Annotated in this window: 15 protein-coding genes; 13 read left to right on the top strand and 2 right to left on the bottom strand. The window is 42.0% G+C overall.

The window, feature by feature from the left end:
• Positions 1-2 precede the first annotated feature (2 nt).
• The 7 genes from KTV93_RS03415 (at position 3) to KTV93_RS03445 (ending at position 8,505) form a co-directional block, all read left to right on the top strand.
• A complete protein-coding gene (locus KTV93_RS03415) occupies positions 3-3,584 on the top strand; it encodes a response regulator (RefSeq protein ID WP_218249926.1) in 3,582 nt (1,193 codons plus the stop codon).
• An 11-nt stretch (positions 3,585-3,595) separates the two neighbouring features.
• Complete coding sequence (locus tag KTV93_RS03420; protein ID WP_218249927.1) at positions 3,596-3,970, top strand: response regulator; 375 nt, start codon at positions 3,596-3,598, stop codon at positions 3,968-3,970.
• A 2-nt stretch (positions 3,971-3,972) separates the two neighbouring features.
• Complete coding sequence (locus KTV93_RS03425; RefSeq protein ID WP_317206443.1) at positions 3,973-4,794, top strand: CheR family methyltransferase; 822 nt, start codon at positions 3,973-3,975, stop codon at positions 4,792-4,794.
• 1 nt (position 4,795) lies between these two features.
• Positions 4,796-5,359: a chemotaxis protein CheB gene (locus KTV93_RS03430; protein WP_218249928.1), complete on the top strand. Its 564-nt coding sequence runs from the start codon at positions 4,796-4,798 to the stop codon at positions 5,357-5,359.
• Positions 5,360-5,372: 13 nt separating this feature from the next.
• Positions 5,373-5,735: a response regulator gene (locus KTV93_RS03435; protein WP_218249929.1), complete on the top strand. Its 363-nt coding sequence runs from the start codon at positions 5,373-5,375 to the stop codon at positions 5,733-5,735.
• Positions 5,736-5,855: 120 nt separating this feature from the next.
• Positions 5,856-6,995: a vWA domain-containing protein gene (locus KTV93_RS03440; RefSeq protein WP_425256098.1), complete on the top strand. Its 1,140-nt coding sequence runs from the start codon at positions 5,856-5,858 to the stop codon at positions 6,993-6,995.
• A gap of 55 nt (positions 6,996-7,050) precedes the next feature.
• A complete protein-coding gene (locus KTV93_RS03445) occupies positions 7,051-8,505 on the top strand; it encodes a sigma 54-interacting transcriptional regulator (RefSeq protein ID WP_218249931.1) in 1,455 nt (484 codons plus the stop codon).
• 12 nt (positions 8,506-8,517) lie between these two features.
• Here KTV93_RS03445 and KTV93_RS03450 read toward each other — a convergent pair whose 3' ends face one another.
• The gene (locus KTV93_RS03450; RefSeq protein WP_218249932.1) at positions 8,518-9,294 is read right to left on the bottom strand and encodes a glycosyltransferase family 32 protein; all 777 of its coding nucleotides are present in this window, start codon (positions 9,292-9,294) and stop codon (positions 8,518-8,520) included.
• 132 nt (positions 9,295-9,426) lie between these two features.
• On the opposite strand from KTV93_RS03450, the gene KTV93_RS03455 reads away from it, so the two are divergent.
• Both KTV93_RS03455 and rlmF read left to right on the top strand, forming a co-directional pair.
• Positions 9,427-10,803: an alpha-amylase family glycosyl hydrolase gene (locus KTV93_RS03455; protein WP_218249933.1), complete on the top strand. Its 1,377-nt coding sequence runs from the start codon at positions 9,427-9,429 to the stop codon at positions 10,801-10,803.
• Positions 10,804-10,891: 88 nt separating this feature from the next.
• Entirely contained in the window at positions 10,892-11,872 is a 981-nt protein-coding gene (gene rlmF, locus KTV93_RS03460; protein ID WP_218249934.1) for a 23S rRNA (adenine(1618)-N(6))-methyltransferase RlmF, read from the top strand.
• 52 nt (positions 11,873-11,924) lie between these two features.
• Here rlmF and KTV93_RS03465 read toward each other — a convergent pair whose 3' ends face one another.
• Positions 11,925-12,371, bottom strand: a complete 447-nt coding sequence (locus KTV93_RS03465; RefSeq protein WP_218249935.1) for a KTSC domain-containing protein — start codon at positions 12,369-12,371, stop codon at positions 11,925-11,927.
• 242 nt (positions 12,372-12,613) lie between these two features.
• Here KTV93_RS03465 and KTV93_RS03470 point away from each other — a divergent pair, with 242 nt between their 5' ends.
• The 4 genes from KTV93_RS03470 (at position 12,614) to KTV93_RS03485 (ending at position 17,534) form a co-directional block, all read left to right on the top strand.
• Positions 12,614-14,065, top strand: a complete 1,452-nt coding sequence (locus KTV93_RS03470; RefSeq protein ID WP_230259194.1) for an FAD-dependent oxidoreductase — start codon at positions 12,614-12,616, stop codon at positions 14,063-14,065.
• A 102-nt stretch (positions 14,066-14,167) separates the two neighbouring features.
• Positions 14,168-15,463 carry a tyrosine--tRNA ligase gene (gene tyrS, locus KTV93_RS03475; protein WP_218249936.1) on the top strand — a complete coding sequence of 432 codons (1,296 nt, stop codon included), beginning with the start codon at positions 14,168-14,170 and terminating at the stop codon, positions 15,461-15,463.
• Positions 15,464-15,586: 123 nt separating this feature from the next.
• Positions 15,587-16,339 carry an acyl-CoA desaturase gene (locus KTV93_RS03480; protein WP_218249937.1) on the top strand — a complete coding sequence of 251 codons (753 nt, stop codon included), beginning with the start codon at positions 15,587-15,589 and terminating at the stop codon, positions 16,337-16,339.
• A 556-nt stretch (positions 16,340-16,895) separates the two neighbouring features.
• A complete protein-coding gene (locus tag KTV93_RS03485; RefSeq protein WP_218249938.1) occupies positions 16,896-17,534 on the top strand; it encodes an alpha/beta hydrolase in 639 nt (212 codons plus the stop codon).
• The last annotated feature ends 23 nt before the right edge of the window (positions 17,535-17,557 follow it).

A 17,557-nucleotide genomic window follows, 5' to 3' on the forward strand; every position in this document is an offset into this window, starting at 1 on the left:
TTATGAATTTTAGAAATAATCTTCTTTACGGCCTTGGGCTATCGCTGCTCCTCTTACTGATGAGTTCTGTAGCATCCTATATCAGTATTAAAAATCTTATCGACAGCTCTGGAATGGTGCGCGAAAGTAACGATACTATTAAAAACATCAACAACGTTTTTTCCCTTGTTAAAGACGCCGAGACCGGGCAGCGCGGTTATTTGCTTTCCGGTGATCAGGCATTCCTCACTCCTTATAATAATGCGAAAGCTAAAATTGCTCAGGCAGTAACGGAACTTAACAGCGAAATTACCTATTCGCCCCAACAGGCACAGAATCTGGAGAAATTAAAGGTAAGTGTTGAGGCCCGCCTCATGATTCTGGACCGCAACTTAAACTATAAAATAAACAATACAGATGTTACTTCCGAGCAGTTGTTAGCCGGAAAGAAACACATGGATGATATTCGGGCTACCGTCGCAGCAATGCAGACCGAAGAAGAAGCCATTCTGCAGTCTCGTACTGAAAGCATGAACACTTTTGCATCGTATACGCCGCTGCTCATCATTATTTCCGCTTTGTTGTCCTTAACAATTACTTTGGTGTTTTTCCGTAAAGTTCTTCAGGATTTCAACGAAAAAAATAAACTTACCACTGAACTCGAAAAGAAAAATGACGAGACCGTTAACCGTCTTTTAGCTATTGAGAAAGTAACTGCGCAAATCTCTAATGGTGATTACGATATTCTCTTGGACCAAAATGCACAGGAAAGTTTAGGCAATGTTGCAGACCCACTCAACCGCATGGCCGATTCCCTTAAAACCTCATTCAATACTCTGGAGGAAAAAGAATGGCTCAGCACCTCCATCACACAACTGAATGACCGAATGATGGGCGACAAAAATATCAGTGTACTATCTGCAGAAATATTAGATCTTATTACCTCCAAAACCGGCAGCCAGGTGGCTGCACTCTATGTACAGCAGGAAGATAACCTGCTTCATCTGGAAGGAAGTTATGCACTCAGCGACCGGGATACAAAAAGAGCATTGCAAATCGGAGAAGGGATCGCCGGACAGGCATTTCAGTCGAAAAAACAAATTGTTGTTCAGGATATTCCGGATGACGGAACCACCATCAGCTTTGCCACAGGAAATACTAAACCCCGCAACATTGTGGCGGTGCCGATTACCAGATACAATATTCCTCTCGGTGTGTTAGAACTGGGCACTACTGCCACCTACACTCCGCTGCAGCTTGAGTTTCTGAATGCGATTTCAGGCAATATCGGGCTGGCATTTTACAGTGCACAAAGCCGTATAAAACTTCAGGAACTTTTGGAGGAAACACAGGCCCAGTCCGAAGAACTGCAGTCTCAGCATGCTGAACTCGAAAATATTAATACCGAACTTGAAGCGCAGTCTCAGAAACTTTTAGCCTCTGAAGAAGAACTTCGCGTACAGCAGGAAGAACTCTTGCAGAGCAATCAGGAATTGGAGGAAAGGACAAGTCTGCTCGAAGAGAAAAATGCATTAATCGAAGAAAGAAATATTGATATTCAGCAGAAATCCATAGAACTTGAGCAGAGCACGAAATATAAATCTGAGTTTCTTGCGAACATGTCTCACGAATTGCGCACTCCGCTGAACTCAATTCTCCTGCTTTCAAAACTGATGACCGAAAGCGAAGATTTGGATGAACAGTACGTGGAATATGCTGAAGTAATGCAGAGTTCAGGGCAGGGATTATTAACGCTCATAGATGAAATTCTGGATCTGTCGAAAATTGAATCAGGAAAAATGACTCTGGAATTCCATCAGGTTCCATTAGATGAAATTACGGCAGACATGAGGATGCTTTTCAGTCCGATGGCCAAAGATAAAAACCTCGCACTTAATATAGAAACCCAGCCGGAAGCAGCAAAAATTCTCCGCACCGATAAACTCCGTTTGGAACAGATTCTTAAAAACCTTCTTTCAAACGCGATAAAATTCACTTCTCAGGGAAGCATTACGCTTCACGTCGACGCAGATGACACAAAGGAGAAAGTTATTTTTAAAGTCATTGATACCGGTATCGGAATAGCCAAAGATAAAGTGAGACTCGTTTTTGAAGCTTTCCAGCAGGCAGATGGATCTACCCAGCGCAAATATGGCGGTACAGGACTCGGTCTTTCTATCAGCCGAGAACTCGCAAGACTTCTGGGCGGGGAAATAACCCTCACAAGCACCGAAGGCAAAGGAAGTGAATTTGCTCTCGTAGTTCCTGTGGATTCAGAAAAAGCCCAACTTTCAGCTCCCGAGCCTGTAAAAGAAGTTACAGTTTATCCAGTTCCGGAGAAACCAAAACAGCCGGAGCGTTACATCTCCGACAGAATTCCAGAATCAATTGATGATGACAGGGAAAATATTCAGTCTGGCGACAAGGTCATCCTCATCATTGAAGACGACACCGCTTTTGCAAAAATTCTCGTCGACTTTTCACGTACCAAAAACTACAAAGTCATCGTCGCAGTGCGCGGCGACGAAGGAATTGAAATGGCACAACATTTTAAACCGCTTGCAATATTGCTCGACATTCAGCTACCGATTATGGACGGATGGCAGGTGATGGAAGCTTTAAAGTCTGATCCTGCAACAAAGCCGATTCCGGTGCATATTATGTCATCAATGAAATTCCGTCAGGAAAGTCTGCTGCGCGGTGCCGTAGATTTCATCAACAAGCCGTTCGCTTTAGAGCAGATGCAGGAAATCTTCAGCAAACTTGAAAATGTTCTTGCAAAAGGCCCTAAAAAAGTTCTCATCGTAGAAGAAAATGAGCAGCATGCCAAAGCCCTGAGCTACTTTTTGAGTGCTAATAACATCACGACAGATATCGCAAACAATGTGTCCGACAGTATAGATTCTCTTCATAAACGCGAAATCGACTGCGTAATTCTTGACATGGGCGTGCCCGACAGAAATGCCTACGACACACTGGAAACCATAAAGCAGAATAAAGGTCTGGAAGACCTACCTATCATTGTCTTCACCGGTAAAAATCTTTCGCAGGGCGAAGAAAACCGAATTAAGAAATACGCGGATTCTATTGTGGTGAAAACTGCATATTCTTATCAGCGTATTCTTGATGAGGCTGGTTTGTTCCTGCATTTAGTAGAAGAAAAAACGAAAAAGAGTAAACAGCAGAACGGAAGTTTCGAAAATCTGAGCGAACTGCGCAATATTTTGAAAGATAAAACAGTACTTATCGCTGACGATGATGTACGTAATATTTTTTCACTCACAAAAGCGCTCGAACTTCACGGCATGAAAGTGATTCCGGCGATGGATGGTAAAGAGGCATTAAATGCCCTCAAAAAAGACCCATCAATCGATGTGGTACTGATGGATATGATGATGCCCGAAATGGACGGCTACGAAAGCATCCGGGAAATCCGTACCCTTCCGGAATTCAAAAACCTGCCGGTGCTCGCTGTTACCTCGAAAGCCATGATGGGTGACCGTGAAAAATGCATCGCTGTGGGCGCTTCAGATTATATTTCCAAACCTGTAGACATCGATCAGCTGATTTCTTTATTGAGAGTTTGGCTTTACGATAAAATGTAAAATTCCGGATTATGAATAAGACAAAGGAAATCCTTATCATCGATGATGACAGCAGAAACATATTTGCGCTTTCGGCAGTATTGAAAGCAAAAAAATACCAGTGTATCTCAGCCTTAAGTGCCGCTGACGGACTTGAATTGCTGAGTGGAAACACCAACATCGGCGCAGTGCTGATGGACATGATGATGCCGGAAATGGATGGATACGAAGCCATTGGAAAAATAAAAAATGACGACATCCTGAAAAACATTCCGGTGATCGCAATTACAGCCCAGGCAATGACTGGTGATCGAGAGAAATGTCTGGAGGCAGGTGCTGACGGATATATCAGTAAACCCGTGAATGTGGACGAACTGCTGACTTTACTCAATCAATTAATCAATTAATTTTGAAATCATCCGAACATAACGACGAACTGATCGAAATCCTGCTCTCGGATGTGCTGGAGGTGTACGGCTACGATTTTACAGGATATTCCCGCGCCTCACTGAAACGAAGGATTCTGAGGCTTTATGAGATGGATAAATTTGTAAGTTTTGCTGAATACCGCTATAAAATAAGAACCGAGCCCGGGTATTTCAAACGTTTTCTGGAGGAGATCACGATTAATGTCACAGAAATGTTCCGGGATCCGGCCTTTTACAAAACCTTACGGACCGAAATCCTGCCGCGGCTCGGCACCTATCCTTTCATACGTATTTGGGTGGCAGGCTGCAGCACAGGCGAAGAAGCGTATTCTGTCGCCATATTTCTGAAGGAACTCAATCTTCTTCACAAATCATTGATTTATGCTACAGATATTAACAGCGAAGTGGTGGCCACTGCAAGCCAGGCAATGATTCCGCTGAACAAAATAAAACTCTATACAGAAAATTATATCGCAGCCGGTGGGAGCGATCAGTTTGTGAACTATTACACCGCAAATTATTCTCTGGGAAAACTGAGAGATGAACTGAAGTCGAAAATTATCTTTTCTACCCATAACCTGGTTACAGATAATTCCTTCAACGAGTTTCAGCTCATTCTATGCCGAAACGTGCTCATTTATTTCGACCGGGCGCTTCAGAATAAAGTTTTTGAACTATTCAACAGCAGCCTGGAGAAATTCGGTTATCTGGCACTGGGAACAAAAGAAACCCTGGATTTTTCTTCAGTGGCAAAGAATTTCGAAAGACTAAAAGGAGAAAAAATCTGGCGAAAAATTCATTAAGATGAAACATTGTGAAGCATTGGTTATTGGCGGATCTGCCGGCAGTCTCGACGCTCTTTTAAAGATGCTTCCGGGTCTCAGCGCTGCGCTTCCGTTTCCTACTATTCTGGTGTTGCACCGGAAACCGGGGAAAGATAATATCTTAACCAATCTTTTGACCGCTAAAACCAGTTTAAATGTAAAGGAAATTGAAGAAAAGGAAACTTTGATGCCCGCCACACTTTACATCGCTCCGCCCAACTACCATTTACTCATTGAGAATGACAGAAGTTTTTCGCTGGATGCGTCAGAGAAAGTCAATTTTTCCCGTCCCTCTATCGATGTAACATTTGAAAGTGCTGCCGAAGTTTTTGGTGAAAACCTTGCCTGTCTGCTGCTTTCGGGTGCCAACAGCGACGGAACGCTGGGATTAAAGGCTGTTAAAGAAAATGGCGGAATCGCCTTGGTTCAGAATCCATCTTCAGCGGTCGTAAACTTCATGCCGCAGTATGCGCTGGATCATGTATCTGCAGATGCTGTGTTGGATCCCTCACAAATGGCCGACTATATTAATAAAATGGCGTAATGCCGAAAATGATATGAAAAAGAAAGTATTTATTTTTGATGACAACCTCGAAATTTTAGAACTCTGTACCGAGATTCTGCAGGACATTGGCTGCGAAGTACAAACATCGCCCACCACAAACAGTGTTGAGCAACAGGTGACAGATTATATGCCCGACCTTATTTTAATGGATAACTGGCTGCCCGACATGAGCGGGATTGAGGCCACTAAACTGCTTAAAGCAAACCCACAATTAAAAGGTATTCCTGTGATTTATTTTTCAGCCAACAGCAATATCAGTGAACTGGCTAACCAAGCCGGTGCTGATGATTTTCTGGCAAAACCCTTCGACATCGACCTCTTTGAAAAAACGGTGAAGAAATACACCGCAGAATAAGCAAAGCCAGAAACGGCGTTTTCATTTTTAAATCATCGTTATTTCGAATATCTATGCATGGGGAGAATCATTGGAACAATATTTCCATAACTTGTCCGGACCAACTGCTAGATGATTATGATGAAAAGAGACGCAAACCATAAAAGTGGTTTTACATTTAAGAAACATACGCCCGAAGATATTTCCCATTTCGACCGTGTGTTCGAAGTTTTTAAAGATCTTCTTACCCACACTTCCGGCGACATTGAAGAGGCTTTCGAATGGCTCGAAATGCTCGATAAGGAATACGACATCTTTACCGACGAATATACGCTCGCAGATTTTGAAGAAGACCTTAAAAAGCGTGGCTATATTAAGGAGGAAAAAGATAGTAAAGACGGAAACTCCGGCTCGGGAACTGGAAAAAACATCTTAACACCAAAACTTGAAAAGGCTTTACGGGAATTCGCCCTTGACCAGATTTTCGGGAAGTTAAAGAAAACAGGTGTAGGAAACCATCGCACATCAAAAGTTGGTGTTGGCGACGAGCGCGATGGAGAAACCCGAACCTTCCAGTACGGCGACGATCTGAACACCGTAAATATGACCGAAAGCCTCAAAAATGCCCAGATCAACAATGGAATAGCAGACCTCCGGCTTACTGAAGACGATTTGGTAGTTGAGGAAACCCGTCATAAAGCCCAAATGAGCACGGTACTTATGATCGACATCAGCCACTCCATGATCCTTTACGGAGAAGACCGTATCACGCCCGCAAAAAAAGTAGCGATGGCCCTGGTAGAGCTTATCAAACGTAAATATCCGAAGGATTCAATAGATATCATCGTTTTCGGAAATGAAGCCTGGCCTATTAAAATTAAAGACCTTCCCTATCTTCAGGTTGGACCGTACCACACCAACACCGTCGCAGGTCTCGAACTGGCGATGGACATTCTGCGCCGTAAAAGAAATACCAACAAACAAATCTTCATGATCACCGACGGGAAACCCAGTTGCATAAAACTGCCAACGGGAGAACTTTACACCAACAGTTTCGGGCTGGATGAGATGATCGTTACGCAATGTCTTACAAAAGCAGCACAGGCGAGACGGCTTAAAATCCCCATCACTACCTTTATGATCGCGCAGGATCCTTACCTCCGTAAGTTTGTTGAAGCATTTACTGCTCAAAACAAAGGCAAGGCCTTCCTTACCGGACTTTCAAATCTTGGGGAAATGATTTTTGAAGATTATGAAAGAAACAGGATCAGACGGATTTAATTCCAGATCACAAGACCTACATTATAAATCACTCCTTTACATTATAAAAAAACCTATGAAAAAAGATATCACCTTCAAAGAATTAAAAAAATCAGGATATACTCATAAAACCATCAGTCAGGAAATTCAGACCAACCTTATTACCAAGATAAAAGCCAAAGAAAATGTTTTTGAAGGGCTTTTGGGTTATGAAGACACCGTAGTTCCGCAACTCAAGAAAGCGTTACTTGCCGGCCATCATATCAATCTTCTTGGATTGCGCGGACAGGCAAAAACCCGAATCGCGAGAAGTATGATTACCCTTCTGGACGAATACATGCCGGTTGTAAAAGGTTCTGAGATTAATGACAGTCCTTTCCAGCCGATTTCTAAATTTGCCCGCGACCTTATTGCAGAACTGGGCGATGAAACTCCGATTTCCTGGGTTCACCGCAGCGAGCGTTTTTTCGAGAAACTCGCTACGCCGGATGTAAACGTGGCAGATTTAATTGGAGATATCGACCCCATTAAGGCTGCAACATTAAAGCTGCCTTATTCGGACGAACGGGTGCTTCATTACGGCATGATTCCGCGAGCCAACCGATGCATCTTTGTACTGAATGAACTTCCCGATTTGCAGGCAAGAATTCAGGTTTCACTGTTTAATATTTTACAGGAAGGTGATGTACAGATTCGCGGCTTCCAGTTGAGAATGCCGCTTGACATTCAATTTCTGTTTACTGCCAATCCGGAAGATTATACGAACCGCGGCAGCATAGTAACTCCGCTGAAAGACCGTATTGGTTCCCAGATTTTCACGCACTATCCCAAATCAATTGCGTTGGCAAGGCAGATTACAGAACAGGAAGCCTCGATTTCTGAAGAAGATAAAACACAGATTACGGTTCCAGATTTAGCAAAAAATATGTTGGAAGAAGTCGCCTTTGCAGCCCGCGAAAGTGAATTCGTAGACGCGAAAAGCGGGGTAAGCGCAAGACTCACCATTTCGGCAATGGAAAATCTGATGGCTGCCGCAAAACTTCGGCTGATTGAATCCGGGGCTGAAAAAACTACAGTCCGCCTTCTGGATTTTATGTCGATCGTTCCATCGATTACCGGAAAAATTGAATTAGTGTACGAAGGTGAGCAGGAAGGCGCAGATCATGTTGCAAAACTGCTGATTGACCAGGCGGTTATTACTCAGTTCGAGCAGCTTTTCCCGCGAATCCCTAAACTGGAAAAAGATGGAATTAAAACACCCTACACCGATATCATTAAGTGGTTTAACGAAAATACAGCAGAACTGAGCTACGCCGACAGTGATGGTGAGTTCTACACTGAGCTTGAGAGAATTACACCGTTGAATGAATTTGTGCAGGAATACGGTGATCAACTTACAACTGAAGACCAGAATTTTGCAAAAGAAGTTGTGCTGTGGGCGCTTACTATCAGTAAAAAACTTGACCGGCTTGAAAATCACCATCACTTCACCTTTGATTCGGCGGGTATCGGTAAGTATTACAATAAATAGGTTGGCTTAGCTTTAAGTTTTTGATTGCAGATACTCTCTGATCTTTTCCTCTGGAAATAAATCAAGCAGCGCATTTACGTCAATGATTTTATGTTCATTGATAATGCTTTTCGCTGCCTTTCCCGCATCCGGATAATTAATAAGCCGCTCCAGCAAGCCATAAACATTCACCATTTTTTTATGGGTATTTTCAGAATCGCCCCCGAACCACGACCCGTTGAAATGATGGCTTACATAATTCTTCGGTAAATCCTGCGAAAAATACACCGATGGATAGAGGGTAACACCGCTTTTAAGTTTTTGAACCGTATCGCTGTACCGGTCAGCACCGTATTCGTTTTCGAGCATTTCAGAAAAAATATCTGTATTTATTCTCTCAAAAAAACCGTCCTGACTGTTGTACCAATCCATAAAATCTTTCGAAAGTTGATGCTTAGGTTCGGCCATCCAGAAAGCTGAATACGGAACACCTTTTACTTCAAAACCACATACGGCACGTTCACTGAGAAATTCATCAAGCGGAAGTTTCAGTTCCATATCGGTGTCCATATAGATTCCGCCATGTTCGTACATGATTTTTGACCGGACATAATCTGAGACAAAAGCCCATTTCCCCTGCTCGAAAGCTTCTTTTACATATTCATTGTCCTCTAGCGGAGAATTGCTTTCGTTCCATTCGATAATTTCAAAATCGGGATGAATACGTTTCCAGGAGGCGATACAGTGTTCTGCAAGTTGGCTTTTGGGTTGACCTCCAAACCAGCAGTAATGAATTTTTTTTGGAATCATAGGTGATATTTTTTAGTCTAAACTTTTGTGACTACTGCAAACTTTACACCTAAAAATGTTTCTATTATTTAGCATGGAAATGGCAGGTATGCAAATATTGTGGTAATTTTAAGTCCACCAAAACAATCTGAAATGCCACGTTTGATCATCACCTTGTTCCTCTTCTTTTATATTACAACCATGTCGCAACAACCCGATTCTAGCTATAAGCCGCAAAAATATGTCGAACTCACAAATCCCGACTGGGCTAAAAATGCAACTGTTTATGAACTCAATATCCGGCAGTTTTCGGCAGAAGGGACATTCAAAGCCATAGAAAAACAGTTGCCGCGCCTTAAGAAAATGGGAATTAACATCATCTGGCTAATGCCGGTGCAGCCCATCGGAGTAGTAAACCGAAAGGGAAGTTTGGGCAGTTATTATTCGGTAAAAGATTATTTGAAGGTAAACCCCGAATTTGGTACTGACGCGGATTTCCGGAGTCTTGTTAAAGCCATCCACGCACAGGGAATGTATGTCATCCTCGATTGGGTTGCGAATCACAGCAGCTGGGACAACACGCTGGCAACCCAACATCCAGAATGGTACACGAAATCCAGAGAAGGCAGTTTCCAGTCGACGCCGTGGCGCGATTACGATGATATTATTGACTTCGATTACAGCCAGCCCGGACTCAGAAAATATATGACCGAAGCCCTGAAGTTTTGGGTAAAGGAATATGATATTGATGGTTACCGCTGCGATGTGGCGAGTTTTGTACCTATAGATTTCTGGGAAAACGCCAGAAGAGAACTTGATGCGATAAAACCGGTCTTTATGCTGGCCGAAGCTGAAGATAAAGAACTCCACAGAAAAGCTTTTGACGCAACCTACAACTGGACACTCTGGAACATCCTCCATCAAATTTCCATCAACAATAAAAGTGTTAAGACACTGGGAGAAGCCTACATCGCAGAACATGTTTCTATTTTTCCGAAAGATGGAATCCGCATGAACTTCATAGACAATCACGACAAAAATTCCTGGGAAGGAAACCAGTACAGCAACTTTGGACCTGCACTGAAAGCCGCTACGGTTTTTACTGCAATGATGGATGGTATGCCGATGGTTTACAATGGTCAGGAAGCTGGTCTGGACCGCTCTTTATTATTTTTCGAAAGAGATCCTATCGAATGGAAGAAACACGAAAATGAAGCACTCTACAGTACCATTTTCGCGCTCAAGCATAAAAACCAGGCACTTTGGAACGGTAAATACGGTGGTGAAATGGTTAGAATCATGAACAATAAAATGGATCAGATAATTTCCTTTGTCCGGGAGAAAAACGGGGACAAGGTCATCACACTTATCAACTTGAGCAGGGAAAAAGTTCAGGTAAATTTTGATACTTCGTATGATGCCGGAACTTACATCAATCTATTTACCGGAAAGCCTCAACAGGTTTCAAAAAAGATGATACTCACTATGGAACCGTGGGAATATCTCGTGCTTCATCAGTCTGAAAATTAGTTGGTTTAAAGGTTTGTTTAAAAACGAATTGTCGTAGCTCCTCAATGCTCGTCTCCTTTTCGTAATTTAGCCGCTTCAAACTTTATTTATGTCCACAGAAAAAAACAGTAGGGAGAAAACCAGACTTCATCTCCGCAATAGAAACCGCGAGAGATATGATCTGGATGCCTTGAAAACAGCCGTTCCGGAACTGGAAAATCACATTAAAACCAATAAATACGGCGATGATTCTGTGGATTTCGCAAATCCGGAAGCGGTAAAATTACTCAACAAAGCGCTCCTCAGCCACTACTACGGTATTAATAACTGGGACTTCCCTGCTGAGAATCTTTGTCCGCCGATTCCCGGAAGAGCAGATTATCTGCATTATATGGCCGATTTGCTTGGTCAGAGTAATTTTGGCGGAATTCCACAAGGTGATAAAATTACCGCGCTGGATGTGGGTGTGGGCGCTAACTCCATTTATCCGATCATTGGCGTTACAGAATATGGCTGGAATTTCATCGGTTCAGATACAGATGTAAAATCAGTGGAATCAGCACAGAATATTGTAGCGGCTAATGAACAGTTAAAAGATAAAGTTGAAATCCGCTTGCAGAAGGATTCTGACACAATTTTTCACGGCATCATTAAAGAAGACGAGAAAATAGATTTTACGCTCTGTAATCCTCCGTTTCATGCTACTGCCGAGGACGCGGAAAAAGGTTCCCAGAGAAAAGTGCGCAATCTTACGGGTAAAAATACGCCAGCTCCTGAACTCAATTTTGCGGGAATCAGCAATGAGTTGATTTATCCCGGAGGCGAAATTGCTTTCATCCGGAAAATGATTGCTGAAAGTAAAGACTTTGGGAAAAACTGTTATTGGTTTTCCACGTTGATTTCAAAGGAATCCAACCTGAAAAAAGTATATAAACTTCTGGAGGAAGCGGAGATTTTCCACCTAAAAACAATTCCGATGGGAACCGGTAACAAATCCAGCAGAATCATCGCCTGGACTTTCCTCAATAAAGAAGAACAGAAAGAATGGCGGGAAAAATCTTGGAGAAATTCGGCAGAAAACGATAGATAAAACTTAAAAAAACCTCTTTTAAATGATTTTAAAAGAGGTTTTTTTGTGAGGATTAATCCACCATCGCTTCGCCGGCTTTTCTGTAAACAAAATTTCCGTAGATATGTCTTCGTGCGAATCGGCTTGGGGAATCCGCGTTTACCATTTTGATGTAGGTATTTCTCGGCACACCGATGTATTCAAACATTTTACCGTTGAGATGCTGAATTTTCAGAATCTGTTTTTCGTATTCAAAATCCTGGATGTTTGATTTGGAAGTGGTTTCTGTGTATTCTTCTTTGTATTTTTCCTGAGTCTCCGGGTTGATGCTTACCAGAAAGTGATACGCCTCAATTACTGATTTGCTTTTTTCCTCTGCATCCAGTTTTCCTTCTTCATCATTTACAAATTTATCGGGATGAGCGTCCTTCATTGTATTTCTGTAAATGGTTTTCAGGTCTTTTAAAGTTGCGGTTTTGTCAACTCCTAGCAATTTTCTGTGTTCGCCAATTCTTTTCATATTTGGATTTTATAGATTCATTAATAAATAAGAATGGCTGTCAACGTTTTGTTTTCATTAAATATGAACGACTTCCTCTTATCTGAATTTCGGGGTGCAAAATTAGTCTTTTAAAATTTAATGGATTTTCAAGATGAAAGTTTTAGGATTTTGATTGCCACAATACATTGGTATGAGAAATATTATCTTTGCCTCAATTATTTTTCAGAGTGAAAATTTCTTTACTTAAACAGGACCAAATCATGAAAACGCAGAATGAAATGAACCGCTGGACGGTCTGTAAAGAATGCGCAGGGCGCGGCAAAAAAAAGCAGAGAATCCGTAAAAGTGTAAAGATTCGCTACGAAAGAGCGTTGGAGGAATTTAAAAATTCAGATCAAAAAGGACCTTTACCGGTACGTCCGCATTCGCATCTCTTACCGTGTCCAATCTGTTCCGGCTCAGGGTTAATTGCATCGAAAGATTTTCGAGCGCCCGATCATGAAAAATTTCCACGAGTTGCCATTATCGGCGGCGGAATTGGTGGAGTTGCGCTGGCAGTTGCCTGTCTACACCGCGGCATTCCTTTTACCCTTTACGAGCGGGATGAAAGCTTCGCTGCGCGTTCACAGGGATATGGACTTACGCTTCAGCAGGCGAGTAAAGCGATTGATGGCTTTGGGATTTTCAGTTTAGATAAAGGAGTGGTTTCTACAAGACATCTGGCTCACACACCCGGCGGTAAAGTGGTTGGGGAATGGGGAATGCGAAAATGGATGGAAAATAATACGAGAAATGACTCAAAACGGAGCAATGTTCACATCGCAAGACAGTCTCTGCGTTCAGCACTTTTAAATCAACTCGCCGGAACGGATTACATCAAATGGGGACACCAATTTATCAGTTTTAATGAAAATAAGAATGGTATTGAACTAACTTTTCAGGTTGACGGAAAAACAATTGACGAACAGAGTGATTTACTTGTAGGCGCTGACGGAATCCGAAGCGTGGTAAGAAATCTTCTGATTGGCGAAGACAGTTCTCCCCTGCGATATCTTGGCTGCATTGTGATTTTAGGCATCTGCCCGTTAAGCGCACTCGAAAATTCCAGTCATCACCTTCTGGATTCGGCGACCGTTTTTCAGACCGCAAACGGGAATGAAAGAATATACGTTATGCCTTATGACGCTGACTCAGTGATGTGGCAGCTCAGTTTCCCGATGTCTGAAGAAGATGCGAAAGCGTTAAGTGAAAAGGGCTCAAAAGCCCTTAAAGAAGAAGCCATTCTACGAACACCGTGGCACGCTCCCATCCCGGAAATTTTAATCGCGACCGATGATAGTTTAATTTCCGGATACCCCGTTTACGACCGCGATTTACTCAGCGCAGATTCATTAGCGCAGGCGGGAGCAATAACTTTAATGGGTGACGCCGCGCACCCGATGAGTCCGTTTAAAGGTCAGGGCGCAAACCAGGCACTTCTTGATGCTTTATCACTTGCCCGCGAAATTTATAAAAAATGCAGTACCGGTTTCAACTGGAGGGAAAACGGAATCCGGGAACATCTATTAAAACCCTTTGAAACTGAAATGCTGGAGCGCAGCGCCATTAAAGTAAAAGATTCCGCTGCCGCTGCCGAATTTCTTCATTCCGAAATTGCCTTATATGAAGGCGACGAACCCCGTGGCAAAGTTCTGAAGCGAAGAGAAAGTTAATTTTTGCTGTAAAATCTCCTGTTTCGAAACTTAGCGTTTTAAAATACGCAACAAAAATTTCCCTCAAAAATCCTATCTTTGCCTCTTAAAATTTTTAAGAAAATGAATCCCTTTATTGAAGAACTGAAATGGCGCGGCCTGTATGCCGACATGATGCCCGGAACCGATGAGCAACTGAATAAAGAAATGACGACTGCTTATATCGGCTTCGATCCTACGGCAGATTCTTTGCATATCGGGAGCTTAATTCCTATTAAAGTTTTAGCTCATTTTCAACAGCACGGTCACAAACCGATTGCTTTGGTTGGCGGCGCCACAGGAATGATTGGTGATCCGTCAGGCAAATCTACAGAGCGAAATGCGCTTGATGAAGAAACCCTGAACCACTACGTTTCCTGTCTGAAAGGCCAGCTTTCAAAATTTCTAAAATTCGACGGTACCGAAAGTAACAGCGCAGAACTCGTGAATAATTACGACTGGATGAAAGAATTTTCTTTCCTGGAGTTCATTCGTGATATCGGAAAAAACATTACCGTAAATTACATGATGGCGAAGGAATCTGTGAAAAAGAGAATCACAGGCGAAGGCGGCGCGGAAGGAATGAGTTTTACAGAATTTACATACCAACTTCTTCAAGGTTATGATTTCCTGCATTTATACAGAGAAAAAAATGTAAAACTTCAGATGGGCGGTTCAGACCAGTGGGGAAATATCACCACAGGAACAGAACTTATCCGCAGAAAAGCAAAAGGTGAAGCATTTGCGCTTACCGTTCCTTTAATTACAAAAGCCGACGGTTCTAAGTTCGGAAAATCAGAAGCCGGAGAAAACTATTGGCTCGACGCGAAAAGAACGTCGCCTTATAAATTCTACCAGTTTTGGGTGAATTCTACCGATGCAGATGCTGAAAGATTCATTAAATTCTATACTTTTTTAAGCAAAGAAGAAATTGAAACGTTAATCGCAGAACATCAAACCGCGCCTCACGAAAGAAAGCTTCAGAAAAAACTGGCAGAAGAAGTGACGGTTTGGGTGCATAACCGCGAAGAATATGAGAAAGCAGTTAAAGCTTCAGAAATCCTTTTCGGAAGATCAACTGCCGAAGATCTGGTGAATCTTGATGAAGCAACCTTTCTGGAAGTTTTTGAAGGTGTTCCACAGAAAGAAATTACAAGAAATGAAGTAGTGGGTAGCAATATCATCGATTTGATTTCTGAAAAATCAGGTTTCCTGAAGTCGAAAGGCGAAGCGAGGCGCGAACTGAGCAGCAACGCCATCTCGGTCAATAAAGAAAAAGCAAATGAAACTTTCGAAATCTCAGAAAAAGATCTGATCGACGGAAAATTCCTGCTTCTGCAGAAAGGCAAGAAAAATTACTTTATCGTGAAAGCGGTATAAAACAGAAATCCGGATAAATTTTCCGGATTTTTTATTTTTTGCATAGCATTTATCTAGGGACTCAGAATTTAGGAGTGATTTGTTCTTTTTAAAATTTGTACTTTTACCGCTAAATTTTTTTTAATGGTTATTATCATCTTTATTGCTGTCCTTTGGTATTCAGGACTTTTTTTTCAGACTTTTTTCCTGCACCGTTACGCGGCGCACCAATCTTTTAAAATGTCACGTTTCGGCGAAAAACTTTGCTATGTGCTGACATGGATTACTCAGGGATCAAATTATCTTTCCGCTTACGGTTACGGCGTTATGCACCGCATGCACCACGCTTATGCCGACACCGAAAAGGATCCGCATTCTCCAAAATACGACCACAATCTTTTCACGATGATGTGGCGTACCAAATCAATCTACCAGCAGATCAACCAGCAGAAGGTAAAAATAGAGGATAAATTCACCAAGAACGTTCCCCAATGGGAAGGTTTCGATAAGTTCGCGAGTTCATGGGGTTCCAGAATTGGTTGGGCGATTGCCTACACCGCATTTTTCTATTTCTTTGCGACGGCGTGGTGGCAGTGGATTCTGCTTCCTGTCGCTTACATGATGGCACCGATTCACGGCGTAATCATCAACTGGTTCGGACATATTTACGGTTATGTGAACTTTAAGGTTTCAGACACCTCAAAAAACCTCTTCCGTTTCGACTGGTTAATGATGGGCGAAGGTTATCATAACAATCACCACAAACATGGCGGAAGAGCAAATTTCGGCGGCGTTAGATGGCACGAAATCGACGTAACCTACGTGATTATGCTATTGCTTGATAAGATGAAACTGATCAAACTGAAACCAGTAGCTGTTGTAAAAAGAGAAATTTAAATACAGCTTTCTAAAATGTAAACCGGATTTTAAATCCGGTTTTTTTTATGTCCTGCCTGAAAATTTTCTACTTGTTTTTGAAGTTCATCATTTGACGTTTGTTGCAACAATCTAAAATTAATGATGCTTCAAACTTATGAATGCCGCGAAGTTAACGGATGAAAATCTGACGTTAAATTACTAACCAAATTGCAAACTTAAATTGGAAGATTTCTGCATAATATATAGCAAATGAGGTAAGGAGCAATTCAGCAAAACGCATGACACAAATGTAAAAACGGCAAAATCTTTTATAAATTAACTTAAAGTAATTTTTAGAATTTAAATATAATTAATTGTTTGTCAGCTGTTAAATCAAAACTTATTTAAAGTAAAAGTTTACTGATTGATTTTATCTGATTATAAAGACAGAATTTTTTATTTCGAAGAATTGAAACTTAAATTAGTAGCAATTGCCTGAGCTCTTTGAGTCAAAAGCGAGAGCTGACAGCCGGACGTATTTTCGGAAGAAAACACAAATATTGTTGCTCCTGAAAAAATAGAATATCTTTGTTCCATGGATTTATCTTACCTCGTTCGCGAACCCCAAAACATCACCCCCGAAACTCCACTTTTAATTCTGCTTCACGGCTACGGAAGTAACGAAGAAGATCTTTTTGCCTTCGTCCCGACCCTGCCGGAAGATTGGCTTGTGGTGAGTTTCCGTGCGCCGCTCAATTCTCAGTACGAAGGTTTTTCGTGGTACGATATCGACCTCATGAATGTGGAAAACCGAATTGACGTTCCCCAAGCCAAAGAATCACTGGAAGGGCTGCTGCAGAACATCATGAAGGTAACGAATCATTACGGACTTACCGAGAATGAAACGCACCTATGCGGATTCTCGCAAGGTGGGATTCTTGCCTATGCGTTAGCCTTGCAACACCCGCAGCTTTTTTCGAAAGTGGCTTGCTTAAGCGCATATCCGGAAGAAAAACTGATGGAGAATATCGTAAAAGACAAAAAGAAACTGGAGCACATGAGATTTTTTGTTTCTCATGGAACTGATGATGCTGTGATTCCTTTGGAATGGGGACGAAAAGCGGCAGACTTGCTCTATGATTTAAGCTGTTATTTTACATTCAGAGAGTACATGAACGGGCACGGTGTGAACCAAAAAAATTATATGGACCTGATGGAATTTTTCAGGAAATAAATTAGTTTTAAAAACATCTGACA

The organism is Kaistella faecalis (assembly GCF_019195395.1).
GTDB lineage: Bacteria > Bacteroidota > Bacteroidia > Flavobacteriales > Weeksellaceae > Kaistella > Kaistella faecalis.

What these genes read in the sequence shown, in the direction of transcription:
- KTV93_RS03420 (WP_218249927.1), top strand. Translation starts at nt 3,596, where the DNA reads ATGAATAAGACAAAGGAAATCCTTATCATCGATGATGACAGCAGAAAC.
- KTV93_RS03445 (WP_218249931.1), top strand. Translation starts at nt 7,051, where the DNA reads ATGAAAAAAGATATCACCTTCAAAGAATTAAAAAAATCAGGATATACT.
- KTV93_RS03450 (WP_218249932.1), bottom strand. Translation starts at nt 9,294, where the DNA reads ATGATTCCAAAAAAAATTCATTACTGCTGGTTTGGAGGTCAACCCAAA.
- KTV93_RS03440 (WP_425256098.1), top strand. Translation starts at nt 5,856, where the DNA reads ATGAAAAGAGACGCAAACCATAAAAGTGGTTTTACATTTAAGAAACAT.
- KTV93_RS03435 (WP_218249929.1), top strand. Translation starts at nt 5,373, where the DNA reads ATGAAAAAGAAAGTATTTATTTTTGATGACAACCTCGAAATTTTAGAA.
- KTV93_RS03455 (WP_218249933.1), top strand. Translation starts at nt 9,427, where the DNA reads ATGCCACGTTTGATCATCACCTTGTTCCTCTTCTTTTATATTACAACC.
- tyrS (WP_218249936.1), top strand. Translation starts at nt 14,168, where the DNA reads ATGAATCCCTTTATTGAAGAACTGAAATGGCGCGGCCTGTATGCCGAC.
- KTV93_RS03415 (WP_218249926.1), top strand. Translation starts at nt 3, where the DNA reads ATGAATTTTAGAAATAATCTTCTTTACGGCCTTGGGCTATCGCTGCTC.
- KTV93_RS03430 (WP_218249928.1), top strand. Translation starts at nt 4,796, where the DNA reads ATGAAACATTGTGAAGCATTGGTTATTGGCGGATCTGCCGGCAGTCTC.
- KTV93_RS03485 (WP_218249938.1), top strand. Translation starts at nt 16,896, where the DNA reads ATGGATTTATCTTACCTCGTTCGCGAACCCCAAAACATCACCCCCGAA.
- KTV93_RS03465 (WP_218249935.1), bottom strand. Translation starts at nt 12,371, where the DNA reads ATGAAAAGAATTGGCGAACACAGAAAATTGCTAGGAGTTGACAAAACC.
- KTV93_RS03470 (WP_230259194.1), top strand. Translation starts at nt 12,614, where the DNA reads ATGAAAACGCAGAATGAAATGAACCGCTGGACGGTCTGTAAAGAATGC.
- KTV93_RS03480 (WP_218249937.1), top strand. Translation starts at nt 15,587, where the DNA reads ATGGTTATTATCATCTTTATTGCTGTCCTTTGGTATTCAGGACTTTTT.
- rlmF (WP_218249934.1), top strand. Translation starts at nt 10,892, where the DNA reads ATGTCCACAGAAAAAAACAGTAGGGAGAAAACCAGACTTCATCTCCGC.